A 26,076-nucleotide genomic window follows, 5' to 3' on the forward strand; every position below is an offset into this window, starting at 1 on the left:
GGGTGACGGCCCTTATCGTCGCCCCCACACTGGTGGCCGTGCTACTTGCCGGCATCCGCGTTGTGGGCTCGATCGACAGCCTCAGCGGGTACCAGCAGGTGAGGCAGTCCGCGGAGTACTCCGTACGGCTGCGCGACCTCACCCAGCAGCTGGGCCTTGAGCGCGACATCACCGCATGGGGATCCCCCAAGAGCAAAATCAACATCGACGGCAAGCATCAGCTGACCCGCGCACAGCAGCGGGCGGCCGTCGATGGTCTGGTCGGCGGAGTCACCGCGGACCTCAAAGAGATCGACTCCAGTTTCGGAGTACGTGCGTCGCAGGACGCGAAGCAGGCGCTGACCAGCCTCGAGGGCCTTGCCGACATTCGGTCCCAGGCTTCGGTCGACTCCTACGACAACCTGATCGCCACCCTCCTGCGGCTGCACGACGAGCTCGGGCAAAACAGCGACGACCCCGAGGTCGTCGGCGACGCCCGGGCGCTGAGCGCGCTCGCGCACGCCAAGGAGGAGGCGTCGCAGCAGCGCGAGATGCTCACCCAGGAGCTGCGAGAGCGCAACCAGACCTTCCTGTCCTTCGAGGTGAAGGACTTCATCGCCTCACAGTCGAGGCAGCAGGCCGACGTCGACGACTTCATCACGGAAGTCGACCCCGCAGAAGGCAAGAAGCTGGGGACGCTGCTGGCCGACCAGGACGTCGTCGACGCCGAGCTGACCAAGGGATGGGCGATCACGCTCGCGACGCAGAACTCGACGCTGAACGGTTATCGCGGCCGCGGGCAGATCCTGACGCGCTGGTTCCAGCACAGCACGAAGGCCATCAACCAGATGGTCATCGTGGAGCACGAGGTGTCGGCGTCCGTGCTCGACCGGGCGCGGCAGCTGCAGTCGACGGAACAGCGCAACGTGCTGATCACGGGTGGCCTCATCCTGGCCCTTCTCCTCCTCGTCCTCGCCACCACCGTGCTGATCGCGCGGTCGATGGTGCGCCCCCTGCGGCGGCTCCGGGCCGAGGCACTGGAGATCGCGGGTCTGCGGCTGCCCGACATGGTCCGCAGGATGCGCGAGTCGGACGAGGTCGGCAAGGAGCCGCAGGTCCGGCCGATCGCCGTCGGCACGCAGGACGAGATCGGTGAAGTGGCTCAGGCCTTCGACGAGGTCCACCGTCAGGCCGTCAGGCTCGCCGCCGAGGAGTCGCGACTGCGGGCGAACGTCAACTCGATGTTCGTCAACCTGTCTCGCCGCACGCAGACGCTGGTGGAACGGCAGATCGCCCTGATCGACGGTCTGGAGCGCGGTGAGGAGGACGGCCAGCGCCTGTCCGACCTCTTCAAGCTCGACCACCTGGCCACCCGCATGCGCCGTAACAGTGAGAACCTCCTGGTTCTCGCCGGCCACGAGCCCGCGCGCAAGCGGAGCCAGCCGGCCCGCCTGGTCGACGTCGTCCGCGCGTCCCTGTCGGAGATCGAGGACTACGAGCGCGTCAGCGTCAAGGTGCACCGCAGCATCGCGATCGCCGGCCACGCCGCCAACGACGTGGTCCACCTGGTCGCCGAGCTGGTCGAGAACGCCATCGCGTTCTCGCCGCGCAACACCCGCGTCATCGTGTCGAGCAGCCCGGTCGAGGGCGGGGCGGTCATGCTGGGCGTCAGTGACGCCGGCATCGGCATGACGCCCGAGGAGCTGGTGGACATCAACCAGCGCCTGGCCGAGCCGCCGACCGTCGACGTGTCGGTGTCGCGGCGCATGGGCCTGTTCGTGGTCGGCCGCCTCGCGCTGCGCCACGGCATCCGCGTGCAACTGCGTAAGGGCGACCAGAGCGGCATGATCGCGATGGTGCTCTTCCCCGCCGAGATGATCTCGAACGCGGACCAGGTCGCCACGGCCCGCCCCGACCCCGTCGGCGTCGGCATCGGCTCGGGCACCTTCGGGGACCAGCCGTCGCGCGGCGGTGCGACGGCCACGGGAGGTTTCCAGCCCTGGGGAGCGCCGACGGCGAACGAGGGCCCGGGGTCGTTCTCTCCCTGGGAGCCGCCCACGACGCCGCCTCCTCCCAACGGGCTGCCCACCCGCCGGTCGGCGCTGAGCCGGGACGGCGGTGCGACCGCGCCGACCGTGGGCGCGAGCGCTGGAGCGCTGTCCGACGCGGGAACGGGAGTCTTCTCCCCGTTCGGCGCGCCCTCCGCGCCGTCGATGCCTCCGAGTCCTCCGGCGGCTCCGGCATCTCCGGTCTCTCCGGGGGAGACGACGGCGAGCTTCCCGCCGATCAGGGACGTCCCCGGCGGCCTCCCGCCCGCGGCGCCGCCGACGGGCAGGCCGACCTTCACCGAGCACTCCGGCGCCTTCCCCATCGCGGAGCCGGGCGCGGCGACGGGTCCCCTGCCGGCTGTGGAGGACGCCCCGCTGGAGCGCGGCGACGAGTACCTGCCTATCTTCGCTTCCGTGGAGTCCGCCTGGTTCCGCCGTCCCACGACCGGCACCCCGCCGCCCCCGAGCCGTCCTGAGCAGGACGCGGCGGCCGCGGTTCCGGGCACGGGCACGGGACCGCTCGGCACGCCCGCTCCCGCGGGCCGTACGGAGGCGACTCCGCCCCAGGGCACGTGGTGGTCGCGCGCGGACAGCGGTTTCGAGAAGGCGGCCGGCATCGCCAAGGACCCGTCGCAGGGTGGGGTCACCTCGGCCGGCCTGCCGAAGCGGACTCCCAAGGCCAACCTGGTGCCTGGTTCGGTGGGCGCGGAAACCCCGTCCGTCGCGCCACGACCCCCCGTGTCGGCGGATGAGGTACGCAACCGTCTTTCCAGTTTGCAAAAGGGTGTACGGCGCGGCCGTGCCGATTTGGCCGGCGGAAGCGCCGAAGGGTCGCGTAATGAGGAGGAGGGCTCGTGACTGAGCTCAGCGTGGAAGCACGCAGATTCGACTGGCTGATCACTGAGTTCGTGGGCTCCACCCCGGGAGTCGCGCACGCGGTGGTGGTGTCGGCGGACGGTCTGCGTCTGGCCCAATCGGAGGGCTTCCCGCCGGACCGTGCCGACCAGCTGGCGGCGGTGGCCGCCGGTCTGCTCAGCCTCACAACGGGCGCCTCCCGGGTGTTCGAAGGCGGGCCGGTGACGCAGACGGTCGTGGAGATGCAGCGTGGGCTGCTGCTGGTCATGGCGATCAGCGACGGCTCGTGCCTGACCGTGCTGGCCGCCCCTGACTGTGACATGGGGCTGGTCGCCTACCAGATGACCCTGCTCGTGGAGCGGGCGGGTCAGGTGCTCACCCCGGCGCTGCGCGCCGAGCTTCAGGTGTCGCGCCGATGAGCACGTCAGGAGAGAGGCATGCGCGGCGGTGACGGGACAGAGGATGAGCCTCTGTTCCGTCCCTACGCCGTCACCGGTGGGCGTTCTGAGCCGCGTTACCACATGGCGATGGAAACGCTCGTATCATCGGTGACCTTGATGAGCGATGAATACTCTCTGCTCACTCCCGAGCAAGAGTCGATCATGATGTTGTGTCGTTCCATACGATCGGTCGCGGAGATCTCGGCGTTGCTGCGGGTCCCGCTCGGCGTGGCCCGTGTGCTCATCGCCGACATGGCCGACGAGGGTCTGGTCCGGCTGCACATGCCGCAGCTCAGCCAAGGACAGCCAGACCTCAACCTGCTCGAAAGGGTGCTCAGTGGACTACGCAGGCTCTAGTCGTGGTCTGACCTCGACGAAGATCGTCGTGGCGGGCGGTTTCGGCGTGGGGAAGACGACTTTCGTCGGGGCCGTCTCGGAGATCCTTCCCCTGACGACCGAAGCCGTGATGACCGACGCGAGCGCGGGCATCGAGGACCTCGGCCTCACGCCGAACAAGACGACGACGACCGTCGCCATGGACTTCGGCCGCCTCTCGTTGGACCAGGACCTGATCCTCTACCTGTTCGGCACGCCGGGTCAGCACCGGTTCTGGTTCATGTGGGACGACCTCGTCCGAGGCGCCATCGGGGCCGTGGTGCTGGTCGACAGCCGCCGGCTGGCCGACTGCTTCCCGGCGATCGACTACTTCGAAGAGGCACAGCTTCCCTTCTTGGTGGCGATGAACGGCTGGGACGGCAGTTTCCTCCACACGGAGGACGAAGTGCGCGAGGCGCTTTCCCTGGCGCCTCACGTTCCCGTTGTGCGCACCGACGCGCGTTCGCGTGATGCCGTGAAAACAACACTCATCAGTTTGGTGGAGTACGTTCTCACAGTTCGTGCTGCATATGGGAGGGCCTGAGCGGCCTATGGGCGAACTCCGCGCGGCGGAGGCATGAGAGGGGCGGCACCTGTTCCGGGTGCCGCCCCTCTTTTGCTTTGGGAGGAGTGAGGGGCTCACCGGCGGGGCACAATTTGCTAATAAAGACAGCCTGATATTTGACCAATTAACGCCATACAGCTCCCCCTTTAGGCTATTTCGGCACGGGTGTTCGGTTGGCCTCGCTGGTGTCGGTGTGCTGCAATTACCCTCGCCCGCGGGAAGTCTCTGGTGTCTCGTCTGTCACACTCGTGGAGACTTCCCACCGCGCGCACATACGGCGAGAGGTTCGAAAGCCTGTGAGGACCAAAGACCCCCGGAGTGACCAGGGCCCCAGGACCGGTGTCACGGCTGAGCGCGAGCCCGGGGACGGCAGTCGCTTCCGGTTGCGGAACTGGCGTGTGCGGTCCCGGCTGGTCGCCCTGATCCTCGTCCCGACGCTGGCGGCTTTGCTGCTCGGCGGGTTGCGGGTGCTCACCTCGGTCAACACGGCCGCCGATTACCAGCAGATCAACGATCTCGCCACCCTCGTGGCCGGCGTCGGCGGGCTCACCCAGGAGCTCCAGGCCGAGCGCGACCGCGCTGCGTGGAGCGCCAGCATCGGCCGTACGGAGAGGTCCACGGCGACCGTCACCACTCAGATCGCGAAGGCCGACAAGGCCGCCGCGTCGGTCAGGCAGCTGGCGACGGACCTCCGGCCGAGGATCAGCGGCCGGGCCGGTGACGAGATCGACCACATCATCGGCAAGCTCGACAGCCTCGAACCGCTCCGGCAGCAGGCCGTCAAGGAGAACCTCCTGCCGGGCGCGATCATCACGCAGTACTCCCTCGTCATCGAGGACCTCATCACCCTGCAGGACGAGCTCGCCAAGGGCACCCAGGACGACCAGCTCGCCTCGATGGCGGTGACCCTCTCCGCGCTCGCCAAGGCCAAGGAGAACCTGTCCGTCCAGCGCGGCCTGCTCGCCACCGTCCTGCCCGTCGGCCGCTTCGACCAGAGCCAGCTCCAGGACTTCCTCGGTGCCGTGTCCGCGGAGAACAGCGATCTGGCCACCTTCCGGAAGAACGCGACGACCGCGGAACGGGCGATCTACGACTCGACCGTCACAGGAAACAAGGTCGACCAGGCCGAGTTCCTGCGCACCCTTGTGCTCGACCGGGCCAACGCCGGCCAGCCGCTCCAGGAACTCGACCACACCACGCGCGACGAGACGCGCGAATGGTTCGACGCGGTGTCGCAGCCGATCGACCGGATGCGACAGGTCGAGACCACGCTGACCTCTGAGATCGTGAACCGCAGCGCATCGCTGAAGGACGACGAGCAACAGCGCGCGATCATCGTCGGAATCGCCGTCGGCGTCCTGCTGATCGCGGTCCTGCTCTTCACCACCGGCGTCGCCCGTTCGCTGGTCCGCCCGCTGCGCCGGCTGCGCCGGGAGGCCCTGGAGATCGCCGGGCACCGGCTGCCGGACACGGTGCAGAGGCTGCGGGAGGCCGGTGAGGCCGCCGAGGTTCCCGAAATCGCCCCGATCGGCGTCGTCGCCCGCGACGAGATCGGTGAAGTCGCCCGGGCCTTCGACGAGGTCCACCGGGAGGCCATCCGGCTGGCCGGCGACGAGGCCCGGCTGCGCAGCAACGTCAACTCGATGTTCGTCAACCTCTCCCGCCGCACGCAGACGCTCGTGGAGCGGCAGCTCTCGCTGATCGACGGCCTGGAGCAGGGTGAGCAGGACGAGCAGCGGCTCGGCAACCTCTTCAAGCTCGACCACTTGGCCACCCGCATGCGCCGCAACAGTGAGAACCTCCTGGTTCTCGCCGGGCAGGAGCCCGCACGCCGGTGGGGCCAGCCGGTGCCGGTCGTCGACGTCGTGCGCGCCTCCCTCTCCGAGGTCGAGAACTACGAGCGAGTCGACATCCAGGTGCAGGGCGGGCAGTCGGTCGTCGGACAGGCCGTCAACGACGTGGTCCACCTGGTCGCCGAGCTGGTCGAGAACGCCATCGCGTTCTCCTCGGGCGAGACCAAGGTCACTGTCTCCAGCAGCCGCATGGACGGCGGCGGCCTGATCATCTCGGTCACCGACCAGGGCATCGGAATGTCGGCCGAGGAGCTCGCCCAGACCAACTACCGCCTCGCCAACCCGCCGGTCGTGGACGTGTCGGTGTCGCGCCGCATGGGCCTGTTCGTGGTCGGCCGGCTCGCGCTGCGCCACGGCATCCGGGTGCAGATGCGCAAGCAGGAGCCGGGTGGCCTGACGGCCATGGTCCTGCTGCCCGAATCGCTGCTCGCCAACGCGGGCGCCGCGTTCCCGGGCGTGCCGCAGCCTGAGATGACCAGCCCCATGCCCACGGTGGGAACCGGGCAGATCGGCGCCTCCTCGTTCGGCAGCCAGTCGGTGGGCGCTCCCGCGCTGGCCAGCCCCACGCCTTTCGAGGCGATGCCCCGCACACCGGTCTTCGGCGCCGACGAGCCCGGAGTGGCCGCCCGCGCCGGCAGCACGTTCGAGCGGGGCCCGTTCGAGACCTTCCGCAACCCCTTCGACTCGACGTCCGCCGAGATCGGGTCGGACCCGTTCGCGCGGGACCCGTTCGATCCCTCGCCGTTCGAGCGCGGGCCGGATCTCGATCCGTTCGCACGTAACCCGTTCGACTCCGGAGCCTTCGACAGGAGCGCCTTCGAGCCGAACACTTTTGGGCAGGCCAGGCCGGGGGAGGCCCCCGTCGACACGCCGTGGCCGGGGCAACTGCCCCCGCCGGGCAGCACGTCGTGGCCGAACTCCCGCCAGGAGAACAGCGGAGGCTGGCCGGCGCGGCCGGGCCGTGGGCTGTTCGACTCGGACGTCGACAACACCGGTCCGCTTCCCGTCGTGCGGACCTCGCCCATGGAGGCCGAGGAGGAGTTCTTGCCGATCTTCGCGGCGGTGGAGTCCGACTGGTTCAAAAAGGTCGACACGCCCGCGGACAAGACAGATTCCGACGGTGAGCCGGAGACGAAGGCGTGGTCCTCCCCGATCGACGCCGGCTGGAAGAAGGCCCAGGCGGCCAGCGAGCCGGCCCTCGGTGGAGTGACCTCGTCCGGCCTGCCGAAGCGGGTGCCCAAGGCCAACCTCGTGCCCGGCTCGGCGACCGCCGCAGCCGCGCCGAGCGAGTCGGCCGCGGCGCCCGTGACCGCCCCGCCGCCCGTGGTCTCTCCCGACCGGGTGCGCAGCAGACTCTCCAGCTTCCAGCAGGGAGTACGACAGGGGCGGGCGGTCGCCAGAGGCGATGCCAACGAGGAAATGGGCTACCCCGGGGCGGTGCCACTGGGCGAAACCGGTGCCCAGGACACTAAGGAGGACAGATGAGGGAAATGAGCCAGGCCGCACGCGGCATCAACTGGTTGATCACCGATTTCGTCAACAACGTACCCGGAGTTGCGCACACGGTGGTGGTGTCGGCCGACGGTCTGCCGCTGGCGTACTCTGACGGCTTCCCCAAGGACCGGGCCGACCAGCTGGCGGCGGTCGCGGCCGGCCTGATCAGCCTCACGCAGGGAGCGTCCCGGGTCTTCGAGGGTGGCCCTGTGACGCAGACCGTGGTCGAGATGCAGCGGGGCCTGCTCCTGATCATGTCGATCAGCGACGGGTCCTGCCTGGCCGTACTCGCCGCGGCCGACTCGGACATGGGTCTGGTGGCGTATCAGATGACGTTGCTGGTGGAGCGTGCGGGTCAGGTGCTGACGCCTGCGGTGCGCGCCGAACTTCAGGCGTCGCACCCGAGGTGACAAGCGGTCCGGAGCGGTCGAGCTGGGGGCGGTCCAGCCGTCCCGGAAGCGAGACGTCCAGGGGGTCAGTGAGTTCCCGAGCGAGCACGAGCAGGTCAGGAGGACGTTGTGGCAGGCGGCGGCTGGAGCAATGAGCCATATCCGCCGGTGGACGACGCCCACCGGTACTACGGCGGCACGAACCCGGTGCAACCCCCCGCTGCCGCTCCGGCTCCGGCCGAGCGCAGCTCTCTGGTGCGTCCCTATGCCGTTACCGGAGGGCGTACGGCACCGCGTGTCCAACTCGCCATGGAGGCACTCGTCTCCTCCGCGACGTCGATACACCAGGATCTGTCCACCCTCACGCCCGAACGCCAGGCGATCAGCTCGTTGTGCCGCCAGGTCCGGTCGGTGGCGGAGATCTCTGCTCTCCTGCAGATGCCGCTGGGTGTGGTGCGGGTGGTCATCGGTGACATGGCGGCGGAAGGGCTGGTGCACATCCACCAGCCTCAGCTGGAGGCGGGCAAGCCGGATCTGAACTTGCTGGAAAGGGTGCTCAGTGGACTTCGCAGGCTCTAGCCGCGGGCTGACTTCGACGAAGATCGTCGTCGCCGGTGGTTTCGGTGTGGGCAAGACGACCTTCGTCGGGGCGGTGTCGGAGATCGTGCCGTTGACGACGGAAGCGGTGATGACCGACGCGTCGGCGGGAATCGACGACGTCGGGCTGGTCCCGCACAAGACCACGACGACCGTCGCGATGGACTTCGGCCGTGTGTCTTTGGACCAGGATTTGATCCTTTATTTGTTCGGAACCCCTGGTCAGCACCGGTTCTGGTTCATGTGGGACGACCTCGTGCGCGGTGCGATCGGCGCCGTCGTGCTGGTGGACACGCGGCGGCTGGCCGACAGCTTCCCCGCGGTCGACTATTTCGAGGAGGCCCAGCTTCCGTTCGTCGTCGGGCTGAACGGTTTCGACGGGCAGCACTCGCACACTGAGAACGAGGTGCGGGAGGCGTTGACCCTGTCGCCCAACATCCCGATCGTGCGGACCGACGCCCGTAACCGCGACTCGGTCAAGAGCACGCTGATCACCCTTGTGGAACACGCTCTGACCATGCGGGTCGCGGTCCCCGACCGGCGAGCTCAGTAATCGCTTCCGCATGAGCGGTGGGACCGCCACCGCGTACGGTGTCGCGCCCCGTCGCCGCGGCGGCTCGGGCGCGCAGGCCGTACGGGCGGATAGGCTGGGGGGCGCGACGTTTAGTCCACCGACCGTCCATTTGCTTCGAGGCTGGCCAATCACGTGTTCGAGACGCTTTCCGACCGGCTGACTTCGGTCTTTTCCTCCCTTCGGTCCAAAGGCAGGCTTTCCGACGCCGACATCGACGCGACATGCCGCGAGATCCGCATCGCGTTGCTCGAGGCCGACGTCGCGCTGCCGGTCGTCAAGGACTTCGTGGCCCGGGTCAAGGAGCGAGCCCGCGGCGCGGAGGTCTCCGGGGCGCTGAATCCCGCCCAGCAGGTCGTCAAGATCGTCAATGACGAGCTGATCGAGATCCTCGGCGGTGAGACCCGGCGGCTGCGCTATGCCAAGACGCCGCCGACCGTCGTGATGCTCGCCGGTCTCCAGGGCTCCGGTAAGACGACGCTCGCCGGAAAGCTGGCCAAGTGGCTGCGCGACCAGGGGCACGCCCCCCTGCTCGTCGCCGCCGACCTTCAGCGTCCCAACGCGGTCCAGCAGTTGTCGGTCGTGGCCGAGCGGGCCGGGGTGGCGGTCTACGCGCCCGAGCCCGGCAACGGCGTCGGCGACCCGGTCGCGGTCGCCCGCCAGTCCATCGACCACGCCAGACGGCAGCAGCACGACATCGTCATCGTGGACACCGCCGGCCGCCTGGGCATCGACCAGGAGTTGATGCGGCAGGCCGCCGACATCAGGGACGCGGTCACGCCGGACGAGGTCCTGTTCGTCGTCGACGCCATGATCGGCCAGGACGCCGTCAGCACCGCGCAGGCGTTCATGGACGGGGTCGGCTTCGACGGCGTCGTCCTCACCAAGCTCGACGGCGACGCCCGCGGCGGCGCCGCCCTTTCCGTACGGCACGTCACCGGCCGTCCGATCATGTTCGCGTCCACCGGTGAGAAGCTCGAGGACTTCGACGCCTTCCACCCCGACCGCATGGCGGGCCGGATCCTCGACATGGGTGACATCCTCACCCTGATCGAGCAGGCGCAGAAGACGTTCGACGAGCAGCAGGCCGCCAAGATGGCGGAGAAGCTCGTCGCCGGAGATGGTTTCACGCTCGACGACTTCCTCGAGCAGATGATGATGGTCCGCAAGATGGGCCCCATCAAGAACCTGCTCGGCATGATGCCCGGCATGGGGCAGATGCGTGACCAGCTCAACCAGGTCGACGACCGGGACCTGGACCGCGTCGCCGCGATCATCCGCTCGATGACGCCGGGCGAGCGGCAGGACCCGAAGATCATCAACGGCTCGCGGCGGGCCCGCATCGCGGGCGGCTCCGGGGTGAGCGTCACCGAGGTGAACAACCTCGTGATCCGCTTCTTCGAAGCGCAGAAGATGATGAAGCGGATGAGCCAGGGCATGGGCATTCCCGGGATGCCGGGCGGCCGCGGCAAGGCGCAGAAGGCACAGAAGGCCAAGAAGGGTCGCCGGGTGAGCGGCGACCCCCGCAAGGCGGGCCTGCCCAAGGCCGGAGCGGGCGCGGGCGGCGGCGACGAGGCGACTCCGCCGCGCGGCGGAGTGCTCGGAAACCTCCAGCTGCCGCCGGGTTTCGACCCGTCCAAGCTCAAGCTGCCGGGCCAGAACTAGGCCAGAACCGGGAACGTGACGAAAACGTCGGTGTTCCGGCGGCGGTGATTGGCCGAGCACCTTCGGTCGTCTGGCAGAATGTCAAGCTGGAACACCGTGACTAAGGCGGGTGCCCTCTCACCCCCGCCGGTCGCGCCTGTCCCTCGGGCGGGCTCCCATCGTGCCCCACTCGATGAGACACCGCTCACCCACGCTCTGAAGCAGGAGAGACCACACCCGTGGCAGTCAAGATCAAGCTCAAGCGGCTCGGAATGATCCGCAACCCGCAGTACCGCATCGTCGTCGCCGACAGCCGCACCAAGCGTGACGGCCGGGCGATCGAGGAGATCGGCCTGTACCACCCGAAGGAGAACCCCTCGCGCATCGAGGTCGACTCCGAGCGGGCGCAGTACTGGCTGGGCGTCGGCGCGCAGCCGACCGATCCGGTGCTGAAGCTCTTCAAGCTGACGGGCGACTGGCAGAAGTTTAAGGGCGAGGCCGCGCCGGCCCCGCTCCTGGTCGCCGAGCCGAAGGCCGACCGTCACGCCGCCTACGAGGCCGCGGCGAAGGAGTCGCTTGCCGCCGACGCCGCCGCCACCACGCCGAAGAAGGCCAAGAAGCCGGCGAAGGCCGAAGAGACCGCCGAGGCGCCCGCCGCCGAGGAGAAGCCGGAAAGCGAGTCCTGAGGTGCTCGAGGAAGCCCTCGAGCACCTGGTCAAGGGCATCGTCGAGCATCCCGGAGACGTTCGGGTCCGCGGCCGGCGCATCCGCACCGGACGCGTCCTCGAGGTCCGGGTACATCCTGAGGATCTCGGCAAGGTGATCGGGCGCAATGGCCGTACGGCCAAGGCGCTTCGCACGGTGATCACCGCTTTGGCCGACGGCAAATATGTACGGGTCGACCTGGTCGATCTGGACGAGGCTCGCTGAGCCGCTGAGTCAAGTCGCACGATCGGGGGGCCCTCGCTCGAGGGTCCCCCGACGTGCTTTCGGGAGGAAGGCGAGAAGTGCAGCTAGTCGTGGGCAGGATCGGCCGCCCGCACGGGGTGCGGGGCGAGGTGACGGTCGAGGTGCGCACCGATGATCCAGAGCTGCGTTTCGCCCCCGGTACGGCGCTGGCCACCGATCCGGCGGACGCGGGACCGCTCGTCGTCGAGCGTGCCCGCTGGCACACCGGCGTCCTCCTGCTCGCCCTCGCCGGGATCGGCGACCGTGACGCCGCCGAGGAACTGCGCGGCACCATGCTGGTCGTCGACTCCGCCGACATCCCGCCGCTGGACGACCCGGACGAGTTCCACGACCACGAGCTCGTCGGCCTCAGCGTCGTGACGACCGAGGGCGAGCCGGTGGGGGAGGTCACCAACGTCCTCCACCACGGTCAGGACCTGCTGGTCGTCCGGAGCATGTCCAAGGACGAGATCTACGTGCCGTTCGTCAAGGCGCTGGTGCCCGAGATCGACCTCGGCCGGGGCGTGCTCGTCGTCGACGCGCCGCCCGGCCTGCTCGACCTCGGCAAGGCGGAGTAGGGGCCCGGCCATGCGCGTCGACATCATCTCGATCTTCCCGGAGTATTTCGCGCCTCTCGACGTCTCCCTCATGGGCAAGGCGAGGGAACGCGGCATCCTCGACATCCGGTTGCACCAGCTCCGCGACTGGACCCACGATGTGCACAAGACCGTCGACGACACCCCGTACGGCGGCGGCCCCGGCATGGTGATGAAGCCCGAGATCTGGGGCGAGGCGATCGACGCCGTCGTGGCCGCCGCGCTGGCGGAACGCGGCGTGCCCGGTGAGCCCAGGATGATCGTGCCGACGCCGAGCGGTCGGCCGTTCACCCAGGAAGTGGCGCTGGAATACGCCGAGGAGCCGTGGCTCCTGTTCGCGCCCGCACGCTACGAGGGCATCGACTCGCGGGTCATGGCCGAGTACGGCTCCCGCCTCCGGGTCGACGAGGTCGGCATCGGCGACTACGTGCTGGCGGGAGGGGAGGCCGCCGTGCTCGTGATGATCGAGGCCGTCGCCCGCCTCCTGCCGGGCGTGCTCGGCAACGCCCGCTCGGTCACCGACGACTCCTTCGCCCCAGGTGTGATGGCCAATCTGCTCGAAGGGCCCGTCTACACCAAGCCCCCCGTCTGGCGCGGCCACGAGGTGCCGGAGGTTCTCCTGTCCGGCCACCACGGCAAGATCGCCCGCTGGCGCCGCGACGAGGCGCTGCGCCGTACGCTGGAGAAGAGGCCCGAGCTGGCCTCCAGGCTCGATCCCGCCACCCTCGACGCCTACGACCGCAAGGTCATCGAGGAGCTGAAGGCCGGCAAAGAGGCGAAGCCTTCCGGCGACACGTTTCGCGCAGGGCCGGAAGATATGGCAAACTGAATCGCTGCTGCCGATTTTCCATCCGGCGGCCGACCGGGTCGGACCCGGTCTCGCAATCAAGACGTATCAAGCCAAGCGCGCGTGTCCCCCTCGGTGTCGAACCTTCTCCGGATCGGCCGGGTGGACCTCCGCGTGCCCATGTCAAGAGGAACCGCTGCCATGCACACGCAGATCCAGGAGCTCGAGAAGGCCGCTCTCCGTAGCGACATACCGGCGTTCCGCCCCGGTGACACGCTGGAGGTCCACGTCCGCGTCGTCGAGGGCAACCGGTCCCGTATCCAGGTGTTCAAGGGATTCGTCCTGCGCCGCCAGGGGGGTGGCGTCCGTGAGACGTTCACCGTTCGCAAGGTCAGCTACGGCGTCGGCGTCGAGCGCACCTTCCCGGTCCACAGCCCGGTGATCGAGAAGATCACCGTGGTCACCCGCGGTGACGTCCGCAGGGCGAAGCTGTACTACATGCGCGACCTGCGCGGCAAGGCCGCCCGTATCCGCGAGAAGCGCGAAGCGGTGCCCGCGAAGTAGGCGTCCGCCTCGAAGGCGAGGAACAGCGGCCCGTGCCCGGTGGCACGGGCCCTTTTCTTTTGCCGGGGATGCCCGGACGCCGACCGTGTCACCGCCTGTGATCGGCAGACGCATCATCTAGGCTCGGCTCCGATGACCGACGAGGGGCAGGGCCGGACGTGCGCATTCCTGCCGAGGACGGGGTGGACGTGGTCGCGGAAGACACCCAGCAGGCCCAGCGGGGCGACGAAGTGAAGAAGGGCTCGTTCTGGCGGGAGCTGCCGGTTCTGATCGTGGCCGCCCTGCTTTTGGCTCTCCTCATCAAGTCGTTCGTCGTGCAGGCCTTCTACATTCCGTCGGAGTCCATGGAGAACACCCTGCTCAAGAACGACAGGGTGCTCGTCAACAAGCTCGTCTACCGCGTGCGCGACATCGAGCGCGGCGACGTCGTGGTCTTCAACGGAGTCGACTCCTGGGACCCCGAGATCCAGTTGGGGGCGCCGTCGAACCCGATCGCCGGGTTCTTCCGCTGGGTCGGCAACGCGTTCGGTGTGGTTCCCGGCGAGAAGGACTACATCAAGAGGGTCATCGGCGTTCCCGGCGACAAGGTCAAGTGCTGCGACGCGTCCGGCCGGATCACCGTGAACGGCACGCCGCTCGACGAGTCGTCGTATCTCTATCCGGGTGACAGGCCGGGCTCTCCGCTGCCCGGACCCTTCCAGGTGACCGTGCCTCCCGGCCGGCTCTGGGTGATGGGCGATCACCGGTCGGTTTCGCTGGACTCCCGGGCGCACCAGGAAGATCCCGGCGGGGGGACCATACCCATCGACAAGGTGATCGGCCGCGCGTTCGTGATCGTGTGGCCGTTCGGCCGGGCCGGGATTCTGCCGATTCCACAGACGTTCGCCCAGCCCGCCCTCCATGCGGCCGCCGGAGCCGTGCCGCTGGTCGCGGGATTCGCGGGCGCAGTTCCGCTCATAGCGTTGCGGCGGCGGATGATGAGGCGCTGACCTGCGGGCCGGGCCGATCGGGGTCGTCCAGCCGTATCGCAAGGGCCGAATGGGGCGTAATCTGCTTGTCGTCATGACAGCTGTGTATCGCCCGCGTCCCAGTGTCGTTCGGCGGGATTCGGGACTCTACGGCTACGAGCGGGCCCTCGCGCGGCGAGGGTTCACGCCGATCGCCGGGGTGGACGAGGCCGGGCGCGGTGCGTGCGCAGGCCCGCTTGTCGTGGCGGCGGTCGTCCTCGGCCGTGACATCGACGGCCTGACCGATTCCAAGCTCCTCACTGAGGCCGTACGCGAAAGCATGTACGAGCGGATCGTCGCGGTGGCGAGGGCGGTCAGCATCGTGGTGATCCCGCCCGGTGAGATCGACTCGCGTGGGCTTCACAAGTGCAACATCGCCGGCATGCGCCGCGCCGTCGCCGGCCTGGAGATCGACCCCGGTTATGTGCTGATCGACGGGTTTCCCGTGCCGGGCCTGGCCGTGCCGTCGCTTGCGGTGTGGAAGGGCGACCAGGTCGCGGCGTGTGTGGCGGCGGCGTCGATCGTGGCCAAAGTGACGAGGGATCGCATGATGCACGCCTTGCACGATGTGCACCCCGAGTACGGCTTCAACGAGCACAAGGGGTACGTCACGCCAGGCCATCGGCGGGCTTTGGGCGTTCACGGACCGACACGGCATCATCGGTTCTCGTTCGTGACGGTGGCGAGGGTGACTCGTGGCGCGCGGATCCGGGATGCGAGCCCGTGGTCCAGGCAGGATGGGGACATGCGCGAGAATGAGGTACGGGCCGGTGTCGTCTGAAAGGACGATTTCGACGGGGAGCGGAAGAGGAGGACCGGGATGAGCGCGGAGGATCTCGAAAAGTACGAGACCGAGATGGAGCTGCAGCTCTACCGGGAGTACCGCGACGTGGTCGGGTTGTTCACGTACGTCGTCGAGACGGAGCGGCGTTTCTACCTGACCAATTCGGTGGATCTCGACGTGCGTACGGCGGAGAACGGCGATGTCTTCTTCGACGTGAAGATGCAGGACGCCTGGGTCTGGGACATGTATCGCCCGGCGCGGTTCGTCAAGAACGTTCGTGTCGTGACGTTCAAGGACGTCAACGTCGAAGAATTGGCCAAGCCTGATCTGGAGATGCCCAAGGAGGGCTTCTCCAACTGACGGCCGTCGTCGTCCACAGAACGGCGTTCGGCGGCTTTTCCTTGCGGTTCCTGCCCCAGCCTTGTGGGCATGCGCCGTACCGCGATCTGTGCTCATGCCGTTCTGCTCGTCTTCGTGATCTCCATGGTGGCCGCCGGTCCTGGTGCCGCACGGGCTGACGGGGGCGGGTGGCGGTGGCCGATCCCAGGCGCCCCAGAGGTGGTCAGGCGTTTCGACCCGCCCGCTCAGCGCTGGCTGGCCGGGCACCGGGGCGTCGATCTCGCGGCACGCCCGGGAACGGAGGTCCGGGCGGCGGGGCCCGGCACAGTCGGGTTCGCCGGCCCGATCGGCGGGCGGGGAGTCGTGACGATTCTGCACGCGGACGGGTTGCGGACCACCTACCTGCCGGTCCGGCCCGTGGTACGGCAAGGCCAGGCGGTGACGGCCGGGCAGGCCATCGGCGTCCTCGGCGGCGAGAAGGGCCATTGCCGCGAGGCGTGTCTGCACTGGGGACTGCTGTGGGGAGATGTCTACCGTGATCCGCTCGCCCTGTTCGGAGCGGGTCAGGTCAGGCTGCTGCCCATGTGGCCCGCCCAACGCGAGTGAGCGTCAGGCGCGGGGATGCGCCTGCCGATAGGCGCTGCGGAGCCGGTCGATGGAGACGTGCGTGTAGACCTGCGTGGTGGCGAGCGAGGCGTGGCCGAGCATCTCCTGGACGCTCCGCAGATCGGCACCGCCCTCCAGCATGTGCGTCGCGGCCGTGTGGCGCAGGCCGTGCGGGCCCATGTCCGGGGCCTCGGCTTGGGCCAGGCGGGCATGGACCACCCTGCGAACCGTGCCCTGGTCGATCCGGCCGCCGCGGACCCCCAGGAACAGCGCCGGGCCGGTGCCGTCCCTGATCCACAACGGGCGTCCGCGCACGCACCAGGCGTCGAGGGCGTGGAGCGCAGGCAGGCCAAAGGGCACCGTCCGCTCCTTGCGGCCCTTGCCGAGGACGCGCAGCGTCGTGCGCTCACGGTCGACGTCGTCCACGTCGAGCCCGCACAACTCGCCCACCCGGATGCCCGTGGCGTACAGGATCTCCATGATCGCCCGGTCGCGGAGGTCTTTGGGATCGCCGGGCCCGTCGAGGGACAACACGGCCTCGGCCTCGGACTGGTCGAGCACGGCGGGCAGGGACCGGCCCGACTTGGCGGTGCCCAGGAGCAGACCGGGGTCGGCGGCCAGCCAGCCGCGCCGGTGGCAGAAGGCGGTGAAGACCCGGGCGCACGCGGTGCGTCGCGCCAGCGTGGCACGGGAGCGCCCTGCCTGGTGCTGGTCTCCGAGCCAGTCGCGCAGGACGGTGATGTCGAGAGCGTCCAGACCTGTGTGCCCGGCTGCCTGGAGATGCTCCAGGAGCGCGGTGACGTCCCCGACATAAGCCCGGATGGTGTGTGCCGACAGGTCCCGTTCCAGCCGCAGATGCCGCTCGAACAAGGACAGGACGGCTTCCGCCGTCTCCCCGCTTTCGATGCCGCCGGTCATGGTCGTCATGCTAAGCGCAGCGGCGAGCTGCGGGCGGACCTCGACATCGCCGATGTCACCATGGCGCTCGGCGGCTTCGCTCTGATCGTCGACCGCCGGCGCAACGTCCAAGGGGCCGGGCAGCGTCTCGTTGACCTTCTGCTGCACGGTCTCTCCCGCCACTGAGGAATCGTCCCCGGACGGGCGGGGCACGGTGTCGGCTCGCGGGCCGGCTTGTGGGCCAGTTCGTGGGCCGGGTCATGGGACGGCTCATGGGGGCTGCCGCCGCAGCCGCCAGCCGCGCGGCACCGCCTCGACGAAACCGGCGGACGCGAGCGCGCCGAGGCACTCGAGCGCCGTCGTGAGGCCGACCCCGGCTGAGACGGCGATGACGGCGGGGCCCGCGCCGCCACGTGCGGGCACGGCTTCGAGCACCCGCCTGGTCTCGTCGTTCAGCCCGTCACGCGGCAGGACCGGGCCCCTCCGCTCGGGGGCCAGGTCGCCGCCGATCGACCCGACGAGTTCGATCACCTCGTCCGCCGAGGTCACACAGACGGCCTTGCCCTGGCGGATCAGGGCGTGGCAACCCTCGGAGGTCTCGGCCGTGATCGGGCCAGGCACCGCCATCAGATGGCGGTTCAGGCCGGACGCGTGGGTGGCGGTGTTGAGCGCCCCGCTCCGCAGCGCCGCCTGCACGACGACCGTGCCGCGTGACAAGGCGGCGATCACGCGGTTCCTCACCAGAAAACGTGTCCGTGTCGGATGGGAGCCGAGCGGCCACTCGCTGATGATCACACCATGTGACCGGATCACGCCGAAGAGATCCTCATGGGCGCGGGGATAGCAGACGTCCACTCCACACGCGAGCGCCGCCACCGTCGGCGCCCCGCCGGCCAGGGCCCCGCGGTGGGCCGCGGCGTCGATGCCGTAGGCGCCCCCGCTGACCACCGACCATCCCCGGATGCTCAACTCGGAGCCGAGCTGGGCCGCCACCTGCACGCCGTACGGCGTGGCGGCCCGCGCACCGACGATCGCGACGGAGCGCAGGCAGGACAGGCGCAGGTTGGCCCGGCCGTTCAGCCAGAGCCCGAGGGGTGCGGCGTCGTCGAGGTCGTCGAGCTGGGTCGGCCACTCGGCGTCGCCGGGAACGATCAGCCGGGCTCCCCGCTCTCGCCCGGCCGCCAGGTCGGCTTCGGGGTCGGCGTCGGGGTCGGCGTGGCGCGCGGCCCAGCTCTCGGCGAGCTGCGTGAGGTCGATCCGCCGCCGGGTCCGCTCGGCCTCGGCCGCGGCGAACTCCGGATCGAGCGATCCCCGCCTGGCCTGTTCGAGCGCCCGGAGGGGGCCGCACCAGGCGATCAGGCGTCCCATGACGCGGTCGCCCGCCTCGGCCATCCGCATGAGGGCGGCCCTGGCCAGGCGGTGATCCTCCGGCACGCGCGTGCCCGACGGGCTCGGGTCGCCGGGGTGCATCGGCTCCATCGGCTCCATCACTCCGTTCCCAGCCACATGGCGAGCGCCGCCGACGTCTCCTGCCTGCCCGGCCTGTCCTTGCCCGCGAGGTCGGCGAGCGTCCACGAGACCCGGAGAATTCGATCAAGGCCGCGCGAGCTGAGTGTGCCCAGGTCGAGCCCCCGGTGCAGCGGGGCCAGGGCGTCACCCGCCAGCGCGAACTCGTGGTGCAAGGCGGCCGACGAGACGTCCGCATTGCATTGCCAGGGGGTGCTCGCCAGACGTTTGGCGGCCCGTTCCCTGGCCTGCCGTACCCGGTCGGCCACGACGGTGCTCGGCTCGGCGAACCGGCGGTCGGCGAGCAACTCGGCCCGCGTCGCCCGGCTGATCGTGACCTTCACGTCGACGCGGTCGAGCAGCGGGCCGGACAGCCGGCCGATGTACCGCCGCCGCATGGCCGACGTGCACGAGCAAGGGGAGCCCGGCATGCCGTACTGACCGCACGGGCAGGGGTTGGCGGCCAGCACGAGCATGAACCGGGCAGGGAAGGTGACCGTGCCGGCCGCCCGGGCGATCGTGACCGTGCCGGACTCGAGCGGCTGGCGGAGAGAGTCCAGCACGCCGCTGCCGAATTCGGGGCTTTCGTCGAGGAACAGCACTCCGCGATGGGACAACGACACGGCCCCGGGCCGCACAAGGCCGCCTGCTCCTCCTCCCACGACGGAGGCGACCGTCGCCGTGTGATGGGGCGCGGTGAAAGGGGGCCGGGTGAGCAGCGGGCGGCCGGGCGGCAGGGTGCCCGCGACCGAGTGGATGGCGCTGACCTCAAGCGCCTGATCCACGTCGAGTGAGGGCAGCAGGGTCGGCAGCCGCTCGGCGAGCATGGTCTTCCCGGTGCCGGCCGGGCCGAGCATCCACAGATTGTGGCCGCCTGCGGCGCACACCTCGACGGCCCTGCGCCCCATGGGCTGGCCGGCGACGTCGCGCATGTCGGGCTCCGGGCCGCCGATCCCCGAACCACCCGAGCCGCCGGAGTCGTCGTGGCGGAGGGACGCGGCCTCGGCGACGACGGGCAGGCGGCGCAGATCGCCGTCGCGCAGCCACCCGACGAGTTCGGCGAGGGTGGCGACCGGCACCACCGTCAAGCCGGGCACGAGGGCCGCCTCCGTCGCGTTGAGCGAGGGCACCACGATGGTGTGTGCGCCGGCCTCGGCCGCCGAGAGCGCGGCGGGCAGCACCCCCCGCACCGGCCGCACCCGCCCGTCCAGCCCCAGTTCGCCCAGGAAGACCGGCTCGGCCACGCGGTGGGCCGGCACGGCGCCGGCCGCGGCGAGCACGGCCACCGCGATGGGCAGATCGAAGATCGATCCGCGTTTGGGCAGGCTTGCGGGGAACAGGCTGACCGTCACCCGTGCGTCGGGCCACTCGAAGCGGCTGTTGATCAGCGCGGACCGCACCCGTCCACGAGCCTCGCTGATCGCGGTGTCGAGCAGCCCGATGAAGTGAGTGCTGACGGTTCCCGGCCCTACGTCGGCCTCGACCTCGACGATGTGGCCGGCCACGCCGACCAGGGCCACACACCGCGTGCGTGCCACGGCCATGTCAGACCACCCCCCGCTCGTGCCGTACGGAGAAGTCGCCGGCGAAGCGTTCCAGGGCGACGACGTCGATCCGGAGCGTGTCGAACCACTCGGGCTGCGACTCCAGCCATCGGCGTCCCAGGGATCGCAGCCGCGCGAGCTTGGCTTCGGTCACCGCCTCGAAGGCCGTGCCGTGGCTGCGGCCGGAACGCGTCTTCACCTCGACGATCACGATCGTGTCGCCGTCGCGGGCGATGATGTCGATCTCGCCTTCGGGGCAGCGCCAGTTGCGGGCCAGGATGCGCATGCCCCGGGCGTGCAGGAAGTCTGCGGCGAGCTGTTCGCCGTGCCTGCCCAATCGATCTTTTGCGGCCAAGAGGACCACCTCCGGTCCCCGACCCTCCAGGATCGGCCGAGCCTTCGTCCGTCAGAACGGCGTTCTGTGGAAAGCGCCGGTTGTCCACAGGCCCGCGACGTCCACCCGCCCCCGTCGCCGGAGGGCGGCCATGCGACCATGTGGCGTATGGCGATCTTCGTTGAGGAGGCCGGCCACCCGGACGCCCCCGTGGTGGTCCTCCTCCACGGCGCCGGCACCAGCGGCTGGATGTGGTCGAAGCAGATCCCGGCCCTCGCCGCCGATTTCCGCGTGCTGACGCCGGATCTGCCTGGTCATGGCCGGAGCAACACGCATCCGTGGGTGTCGATCGCCGACACGGCCCGCCTGGTGGCGGAGATCGTTTCTTCGCGTGCCCCGGACGGGAAGGCGCACGTGGTCGGGCTGTCCCTGGGCGGTTACATCGCCGCGCATCTGGCCGCGACCATGCCCGGGCATCTGCACGGCGCCGTCGTGAGCGGCGTGAACGTCCTGCCGTTCCCGCACCCGCGCAGGATGCGGATCATCGGCCGGATGATGGAACCCGTCATCGCGTGGGGCCCTGTGGTCAGGGCGAACGCCCGGACTCTTGCCGTTCCGCCTGATCAGTTCGACGGTTATCGGGATGCGGTTCGTGCGATGACGCGCCAGGCGTTCCGCAAGGTCAACGAAGAGGCCCTGGAATTCCGGCTGCCGGAGCAGGCGGCGGCCTCGCCGTGCCCGATCCTGGCCGTGGCGGGGGCGGGCGAGCACGAGCTGATCAGACGCTCGCTGACGGAGATCGCCACCGCGTTCCCGGCGGGAGAGGCCCGGCTCGTGCCCGGCGCCGGGCACGGATGGAACGGCGAGAGGCCGGAGTTGTTCACCGCGATGGTCCGCTCCCGCGTCCTGGGCGAGCCGTTGCCGGATGAGCTTCAGCCCGTGTGACCGACACCCTGTGGATAAGTCGGTGCACAACCCGCGGTTTCTGTGGATGACCTGAGGAGATCGTTGTGTACGGCCCGGAAACGATCAAAAGGCTGATCGGCCAGATCGCGCACGAGGTGGGGGTCGCCCTCCCTTCGGTGCGGGTGACGGCCGCCGAGCCCGTGCTGCCGTCGGCTTTCCGCATCGACCTGGCCGCCGCCGCGTCCGTCGGGGCGATGACGGCCGCCGTCGCGGCCTACGCGGGCGCCGGGGAGGCCGGCGTCGACTCCCGGCACGCGGAGATCGCATTCCAGAGCGAGCGGCATTTCCTGATCGGCGGCACAGGGATCGATCCGTGGGCTCCTCTGTCCGGTGACTATCGGACCTCGGACGGCTGGGTCAGGCTGCACTGCAACTTCGCCCACCATCGCGACGCCGCGCTCCGGGCGCTGGGCTTGTCTCCCGCCGCAGAAGCCCCGCAGCGGGAGGATGTCGCCGAGGCCTGCTCACGCCGTACGGCTTGCGAGATCGAGGAGGCGGTGACGCGGGAAGGCGGGTGCGCCGCGGCGATGCGCAGCCGGCAGGAATGGCTCACGCATCCGCAGGCGGCCGCGGTCGCGGGGTCGCCGCTGGTCGGCCTGCGCCGGATCGACGCCGGGCGGGCCGGGGGCCGTACCGGTGAAATCCGGGGGAGCGGGCCGCGTCCGCTCAGCGGGGTGCGGGTGCTCGACCTGACACGGGTGATCGCGGGGCCGGTCGCCGGCAGGGCGCTCGCCGCCTACGGCGCGGACGTGCTGCGGGTGGGGGCGGCCGGCCTTCCCGAGGTTCCGGGGCTGGTCGTGGAGACCGCGTTCGGCAAGAGATCGTGCCACGTCGACCTGCGTGCCGAGTCGGAGGTGCTCCGGGAGCTCGTGCGCCACGCCGATGTGGTGATTCAGGCGTACCGGCCCGGCACGTTGCGGGACAGGGGATTCGGGCCTGAGGACCTCGCCCGCCTGAGGCCGGGGATCGTGTGCGTGGACATCTCCGCGTACGGCTCCCGCGGGCCGTGGGCGGCCAGGCGGGGGTTCGACAGCCTGGTGCAGATGGCGACCGGTCTCGCCCATGAGAACGGTGACGGTTCCCGGCCCCACCCGCTGCCGGCGCAGGTGCTCGACCACGCGAGCGGATACCTGGCGGCGTTCGCGGCGACAGCCGGGCTGCTGCGCCGTAGGGCCGAGGGGGGATCCTGGCACGCCGAGGTGTCGCTGGCCGGAACGGCTCAGTGGTTGTGCGCCCTCGGGCCGGGTGATCGCGAGCAGCGGGCGCAGGCGCCCATGGACGATCTGCAGGCGACCATGGACAGCTCGTTCGGCACTCTCACGTATGTGCGGCCTCCGGGGTGGATCCAGGGCGCGGAGCCGTACTGGGCGAGCCCTCCTCCCCGGCAGGGCGAGCATCCCGCCGAATGGGTGACGACCACAACCAGAGGATGACGAGCAGGGACCCGGCCGCGAAGACCCAGAGCGCGGGACGCAGGCCGAGCGTCTCACCTGCCACTCCGGCGAGCACGCCGCCCGGGGCCATCACCCCCTGAATGGCGAAGATCGACGTGGCGTTGACCCGTCCCAGCAGCTCGGGAGGGGCCTCGCGCATGGTCACGGCGCCGGAGCAGACGCTGTAACAGACGACGGCCACGCCCGTGATCACCGCGGCGACGGAGATCTGCCCGGCGATCAGCCAGACGGGCCCTGTCGCCGCCGCCGTCCCGACGAGCTCAAGCGGGAAGAACAGCACCGAAACGAGCATGATCTTGTTCTCCCCATATCGGCGGGTGAGCCGGGGCACGATGGCGGCTCCAAGCAGGCCGCCCACGCCGGAGGCGGCCGCCGCCACGCCGACCAGCGGGCCGGGCAGGCCCAGCACGCGCACTGCGAAGACCACGTAGAGCGCCAGATAGGCGGACCCGAGCGCGTTGATGATCACACCGGTGATGCAGATCGTCCGCAGCACCGGGTTGCCGGCCAGCACGCGCATCCCCTCGGCGATCTCACGGGCGAGGCCGTTCCCGCCGCTGCGCGTGCCGTGCTCCGGCGCGCGTACGGCCCGCAGGCACAACGCCGACACCAGGAAGGATGCGGCGTCGGCCAGGATCGCGATGGGGGCCGTCACCAGGGAGACGAGCAGCCCGGCCAGGCCGGGACCGCCGATCTGGGCGACCGCGAAGACGGACTGGAAGCCGGCGAGAGCCTGGGTGCGCTGGGACTCGTCGACCACCGTGGCGAGGTGGGGGATGTTGAACGAGCGGAAGGCCACCGCGCAGGAGCCGATGACGAAGGCGACCACGATCAGCCAGGTCACCGACAGCACCCCGGTGAGCCAGGCCACGGGCACCGAAAGGGCGGCGAGGCCCGCGATCGCCTCGCCGGCGATCATCACGGGCCTGCGGCGGGAGACCCGGTCGGCCATGGCGCCGGCAGGCAGTCCGATCAGCAGGTAGGGGAGGGTCGTGGCGCCGGTGAGCAGGCCCATCTGGATGGGGGAGGCGCCCAGCGCGGTGGCCGCCGTGAGCGGGACGGCCAGCCGGGCGACCTCGGTGCCCGATTCCGAGATCGCGCGCGCCGACCACAGGAGGCGGTAGTCACGCTGGCGGCGGAGGGGGAGAACCATATTTATGAAGCTAGCCCTTCACAACTATGAAAGCAATACTTCACATCTGGCTGGGCGGTAGCGTGGCGGCATGACGACCCCGGACGCCGGATACCGGCAGCTGACCGATGCCGGCGTCCTCCGCGCGCTCGCGCATCCCGCGCGACTGGCCATGCTGTCCCGCCTGCAGACGGAGGGTCCTGCGACGGCCACCGAATGCGCGGAGATCACCGGGTTGTCGCCGAGCGCCTGCAGTTATCACCTGCGCACCCTGGCCAAACACGGCCTCGTGGCCGAGGCGCCGCCCCGGGGCGACGGCAGGGAGCGGGTCTGGCGGGCGCTGCAACGCGGGTGGGGCTCCCATGAGCCGGAAGGGGAGTTCGACCCCGAACTCTTCGAGGCGCAGAACGCGGTGATCGAGACGGTGCTGGAGGCCGCCTCCCAGCGCCTGGCCGACTACCTCGCTCAGGCGGACCGGGAGTCGCGGGAGTGGCGGCAGTCCGCCTGGCTGACCCATACCGTGCTCCTCGCCGACGCTGAGGAGTTGCGCGGCATCGCCGAACGCATCGAGGAGATCATCCATCCCTACCGGTCGGCCGAGCGGGACCCCGGCGACGCGCCCACGGGGGCACGCCTCGCGGAGATGCACCTGCGGCTCTTCCCCAGAGCCCCCCGCAGGAACCGCTCCGGCCCTGGTGCGACGGCAGCGGTGCCGGTCAACCGACGGGACGGATCCGGGTAGACTTTACGACGGCCTGCACTAGCGGGCCGAATTCGCACGCCCATTCACGAGTCGCCTTCTCGGTCCGGATCATGTCCGGCGGAGGCGGCCCGGGGCGTCAGGGCGCGGGCCATGGGGTCCGCGCGACAAACCGAGACAGTGCCCTTGCGGCACGCAACCATGGAGGACCAGCATCATGGCCCCCGTCGTCACCATGCGACAGCTGCTCGAGAGCGGCGTCCACTTCGGTCACCAGACCCGCCGGTGGAACCCGAAGATGAAGCGCTTCATCTTCACCGAGCGCAACGGCATCTACATCATCGACCTGCAGAAGTCGCTGTCCTTCATCGACCGCGCCTACGACTTCGTGAAGGAGACCGTCGCGCACGGCGGCTCCATCATGTTCATCGGCACGAAGAAGCAGGCCCAGGAGTCGATCTCCGAGCAGGCGTCCCGCGTCGGCATGCCGTACGTGAACCAGCGCTGGCTGGGCGGCATGCTCACCAACTTCTCCACCGTGCACAAGAGGCTCCAGCGCCTGAAGGAGCTGGAGGAGCTCGACTACGAGAACGTCGCGGCGTCGGGGCTCACCAAGAAGGAACTCCTCATGCGCCGCCGCGAGAAGGAGAAGCTCGAGCGCACCCTCGGCGGTATCCGTGACATGGCTCGCGTCCCGAGCGCGATCTGGATCGTGGACACCAAGAAGGAGCACATCGCGATCAACGAGGCCAAGAAGCTTGGCATCCCGGTCGTCGCGATCCTGGACACCAACTGCGACCCCGACGAGGTCGACTACCCGATCCCGGGTAACGACGACGCGATCCGCGCGGTCAGCCTGCTCACCCGCGTCATCGCCGACGCCGTCGCCGACGGCCTCATGACCCGCGCGGGTGCGGGCCGCGGGGAGGAGAAGCCCAGCGGCACCACCGAGGTCGAGCCGCTGGCCGAGTGGGAGCGCGAGCTGCTCGAGGGCGCCCCGGCCGCTGAAGCCGCGACCGAGGAGTCCGCTCCGGCCGCCGAGGCCGCGACCGAGGAGTCCGCTCCGGCCGCTGAGGCCGCGACCGAGGAGTCCGCTCCGGCC

Annotated in this window: 27 protein-coding genes; 22 read left to right on the forward strand and 5 right to left on the reverse strand. The window is 69.9% G+C overall.

The features are described 5' to 3' along the window. The first annotated feature begins 2 nt into the window (after positions 1 to 2). The 18 genes from Pth03_RS36455 to Pth03_RS36540 all read left to right on the forward strand — a co-directional run bounded on the left by Pth03_RS36455 (position 3) and on the right by Pth03_RS36540 (position 16,441). Positions 3 to 2,885, forward strand: coding sequence for a sensor histidine kinase (locus tag Pth03_RS36455; protein ID WP_203949050.1), 2,883 nt, complete (start codon positions 3 to 5; stop codon positions 2,883 to 2,885). Then, complete coding sequence (locus Pth03_RS36460; protein ID WP_203949051.1) at positions 2,882 to 3,301, forward strand: roadblock/LC7 domain-containing protein; 420 nt, start codon at positions 2,882 to 2,884, stop codon at positions 3,299 to 3,301. Before Pth03_RS36455 ends, Pth03_RS36460 begins: the two co-directional genes overlap by 4 nt. Positions 3,302 to 3,319: 18 nt before the next feature. Further along, a complete protein-coding gene (locus tag Pth03_RS36465; RefSeq protein WP_203949052.1) occupies positions 3,320 to 3,679 on the forward strand; it encodes a DUF742 domain-containing protein in 360 nt (119 codons plus the stop codon). Further along, positions 3,660 to 4,241 carry a GTP-binding protein gene (locus tag Pth03_RS36470; RefSeq protein ID WP_373318658.1) on the forward strand — a complete coding sequence of 194 codons (582 nt, stop codon included), beginning with the start codon at positions 3,660 to 3,662 and terminating at the stop codon, positions 4,239 to 4,241. Before Pth03_RS36465 ends, Pth03_RS36470 begins: the two co-directional genes overlap by 20 nt. A 317-nt stretch (positions 4,242 to 4,558) precedes the next feature. Then, positions 4,559 to 7,600, forward strand: coding sequence for a sensor histidine kinase (locus Pth03_RS36475; protein WP_239119641.1), 3,042 nt, complete (start codon positions 4,559 to 4,561; stop codon positions 7,598 to 7,600). Beyond that, positions 7,597 to 8,019 carry a roadblock/LC7 domain-containing protein gene (locus tag Pth03_RS36480; RefSeq protein ID WP_275413274.1) on the forward strand — a complete coding sequence of 141 codons (423 nt, stop codon included), beginning with the start codon at positions 7,597 to 7,599 and terminating at the stop codon, positions 8,017 to 8,019. The genes Pth03_RS36475 and Pth03_RS36480 overlap by 4 nt, the downstream gene beginning before the upstream one ends. A 147-nt stretch (positions 8,020 to 8,166) precedes the next feature. Further along, a complete protein-coding gene (locus Pth03_RS36485; RefSeq protein WP_203949053.1) occupies positions 8,167 to 8,577 on the forward strand; it encodes a DUF742 domain-containing protein in 411 nt (136 codons plus the stop codon). Positions 8,578 to 8,584: 7 nt separating this feature from the next. Further along, positions 8,585 to 9,148 (forward strand): GTP-binding protein, encoded by a 564-nt coding sequence (locus tag Pth03_RS36490; RefSeq protein WP_203949073.1) that lies wholly within the window; start codon positions 8,585 to 8,587, stop codon positions 9,146 to 9,148. Positions 9,149 to 9,301: 153 nt separating this feature from the next. Beyond that, a complete protein-coding gene (ffh, locus tag Pth03_RS36495) occupies positions 9,302 to 10,831 on the forward strand; it encodes a signal recognition particle protein (RefSeq protein ID WP_203949054.1) in 1,530 nt (509 codons plus the stop codon). Positions 10,832 to 11,049: 218 nt separating this feature from the next. Continuing rightward, complete coding sequence (gene rpsP, locus Pth03_RS36500) at positions 11,050 to 11,496, forward strand: 30S ribosomal protein S16 (RefSeq protein WP_203949055.1); 447 nt, start codon at positions 11,050 to 11,052, stop codon at positions 11,494 to 11,496. Position 11,497: 1 nt separating this feature from the next. Next, positions 11,498 to 11,740 (forward strand): RNA-binding protein, encoded by a 243-nt coding sequence (locus Pth03_RS36505; RefSeq protein WP_203949056.1) that lies wholly within the window; start codon positions 11,498 to 11,500, stop codon positions 11,738 to 11,740. A gap of 77 nt (positions 11,741 to 11,817) precedes the next feature. Continuing rightward, positions 11,818 to 12,336: a ribosome maturation factor RimM gene (gene rimM, locus Pth03_RS36510; RefSeq protein ID WP_203949057.1), complete on the forward strand. Its 519-nt coding sequence runs from the start codon at positions 11,818 to 11,820 to the stop codon at positions 12,334 to 12,336. A 10-nt stretch (positions 12,337 to 12,346) separates the two neighbouring features. Next, the gene (trmD, locus tag Pth03_RS36515; protein WP_203949058.1) at positions 12,347 to 13,183 is read left to right on the forward strand and encodes a tRNA (guanosine(37)-N1)-methyltransferase TrmD; all 837 of its coding nucleotides are present in this window, start codon (positions 12,347 to 12,349) and stop codon (positions 13,181 to 13,183) included. 159 nt (positions 13,184 to 13,342) lie between these two features. Further along, complete coding sequence (gene rplS / locus Pth03_RS36520; RefSeq protein ID WP_203949059.1) at positions 13,343 to 13,705, forward strand: 50S ribosomal protein L19; 363 nt, start codon at positions 13,343 to 13,345, stop codon at positions 13,703 to 13,705. 164 nt (positions 13,706 to 13,869) lie between these two features. Then, positions 13,870 to 14,694, forward strand: coding sequence for a signal peptidase I (gene lepB, locus Pth03_RS36525; protein ID WP_373318659.1), 825 nt, complete (start codon positions 13,870 to 13,872; stop codon positions 14,692 to 14,694). Between the two features lie 73 nt (positions 14,695 to 14,767). Continuing rightward, positions 14,768 to 15,493, forward strand: a complete 726-nt coding sequence (locus Pth03_RS36530; protein ID WP_203949060.1) for a ribonuclease HII — start codon at positions 14,768 to 14,770, stop codon at positions 15,491 to 15,493. A gap of 39 nt (positions 15,494 to 15,532) precedes the next feature. Next, complete coding sequence (locus tag Pth03_RS36535; protein ID WP_012888569.1) at positions 15,533 to 15,856, forward strand: DUF2469 domain-containing protein; 324 nt, start codon at positions 15,533 to 15,535, stop codon at positions 15,854 to 15,856. Between the two features lie 69 nt (positions 15,857 to 15,925). Next, positions 15,926 to 16,441 carry a murein hydrolase activator EnvC family protein gene (locus Pth03_RS36540; RefSeq protein WP_203949061.1) on the forward strand — a complete coding sequence of 172 codons (516 nt, stop codon included), beginning with the start codon at positions 15,926 to 15,928 and terminating at the stop codon, positions 16,439 to 16,441. A 3-nt stretch (positions 16,442 to 16,444) separates the two neighbouring features. On the opposite strand, the gene Pth03_RS36545 is transcribed toward Pth03_RS36540, so the two are convergent. From Pth03_RS36545 to Pth03_RS36560, 4 genes are all read right to left on the reverse strand, one after another. Further along, a complete protein-coding gene (locus tag Pth03_RS36545; protein ID WP_203949075.1) occupies positions 16,445 to 17,359 on the reverse strand; it encodes a tyrosine recombinase XerC in 915 nt (304 codons plus the stop codon). Between the two features lie 249 nt (positions 17,360 to 17,608). Then, positions 17,609 to 18,817, reverse strand: a complete 1,209-nt coding sequence (dprA, locus tag Pth03_RS36550; RefSeq protein ID WP_239119643.1) for a DNA-processing protein DprA — start codon at positions 18,815 to 18,817, stop codon at positions 17,609 to 17,611. Between the two features lie 8 nt (positions 18,818 to 18,825). After that, the gene (locus Pth03_RS36555; RefSeq protein ID WP_203949062.1) at positions 18,826 to 20,388 is read right to left on the reverse strand and encodes a YifB family Mg chelatase-like AAA ATPase; all 1,563 of its coding nucleotides are present in this window, start codon (positions 20,386 to 20,388) and stop codon (positions 18,826 to 18,828) included. A 1-nt stretch (position 20,389) separates the two neighbouring features. Continuing rightward, positions 20,390 to 20,743, reverse strand: coding sequence for a YraN family protein (locus Pth03_RS36560; RefSeq protein WP_203949063.1), 354 nt, complete (start codon positions 20,741 to 20,743; stop codon positions 20,390 to 20,392). 147 nt (positions 20,744 to 20,890) lie between these two features. On the opposite strand from Pth03_RS36560, the gene Pth03_RS36565 reads away from it, so the two are divergent. Both Pth03_RS36565 and Pth03_RS36570 read left to right on the forward strand, forming a co-directional pair. Beyond that, positions 20,891 to 21,667: an alpha/beta fold hydrolase gene (locus Pth03_RS36565; protein ID WP_203949064.1), complete on the forward strand. Its 777-nt coding sequence runs from the start codon at positions 20,891 to 20,893 to the stop codon at positions 21,665 to 21,667. A 65-nt stretch (positions 21,668 to 21,732) separates the two neighbouring features. Further along, positions 21,733 to 23,121 (forward strand): CoA transferase, encoded by a 1,389-nt coding sequence (locus Pth03_RS36570; protein WP_203949065.1) that lies wholly within the window; start codon positions 21,733 to 21,735, stop codon positions 23,119 to 23,121. On the opposite strand, the gene Pth03_RS36575 is transcribed toward Pth03_RS36570, so the two are convergent. Further along, positions 23,006 to 24,295, reverse strand: coding sequence for an MFS transporter (locus Pth03_RS36575; protein WP_239119644.1), 1,290 nt, complete (start codon positions 24,293 to 24,295; stop codon positions 23,006 to 23,008). The two genes, Pth03_RS36570 and Pth03_RS36575, sit on opposite strands and share 116 nt — an antisense overlap. 70 nt (positions 24,296 to 24,365) lie before the next feature. On the opposite strand from Pth03_RS36575, the gene Pth03_RS36580 reads away from it, so the two are divergent. Together Pth03_RS36580 and rpsB are read left to right on the forward strand one after the other, a co-directional pair. Continuing rightward, the gene (locus tag Pth03_RS36580; RefSeq protein WP_203949066.1) at positions 24,366 to 25,016 is read left to right on the forward strand and encodes a winged helix-turn-helix domain-containing protein; all 651 of its coding nucleotides are present in this window, start codon (positions 24,366 to 24,368) and stop codon (positions 25,014 to 25,016) included. A gap of 175 nt (positions 25,017 to 25,191) precedes the next feature. Then, positions 25,192 to 26,076, forward strand: an 885-nt coding sequence (gene rpsB / locus Pth03_RS36585; protein ID WP_203949067.1) for a 30S ribosomal protein S2, incomplete at its 3' end; no start/stop codon positions are given.

Source organism: Planotetraspora thailandica (assembly GCF_016863335.1).
GTDB lineage: Bacteria > Actinomycetota > Actinomycetes > Streptosporangiales > Streptosporangiaceae > Planotetraspora > Planotetraspora thailandica.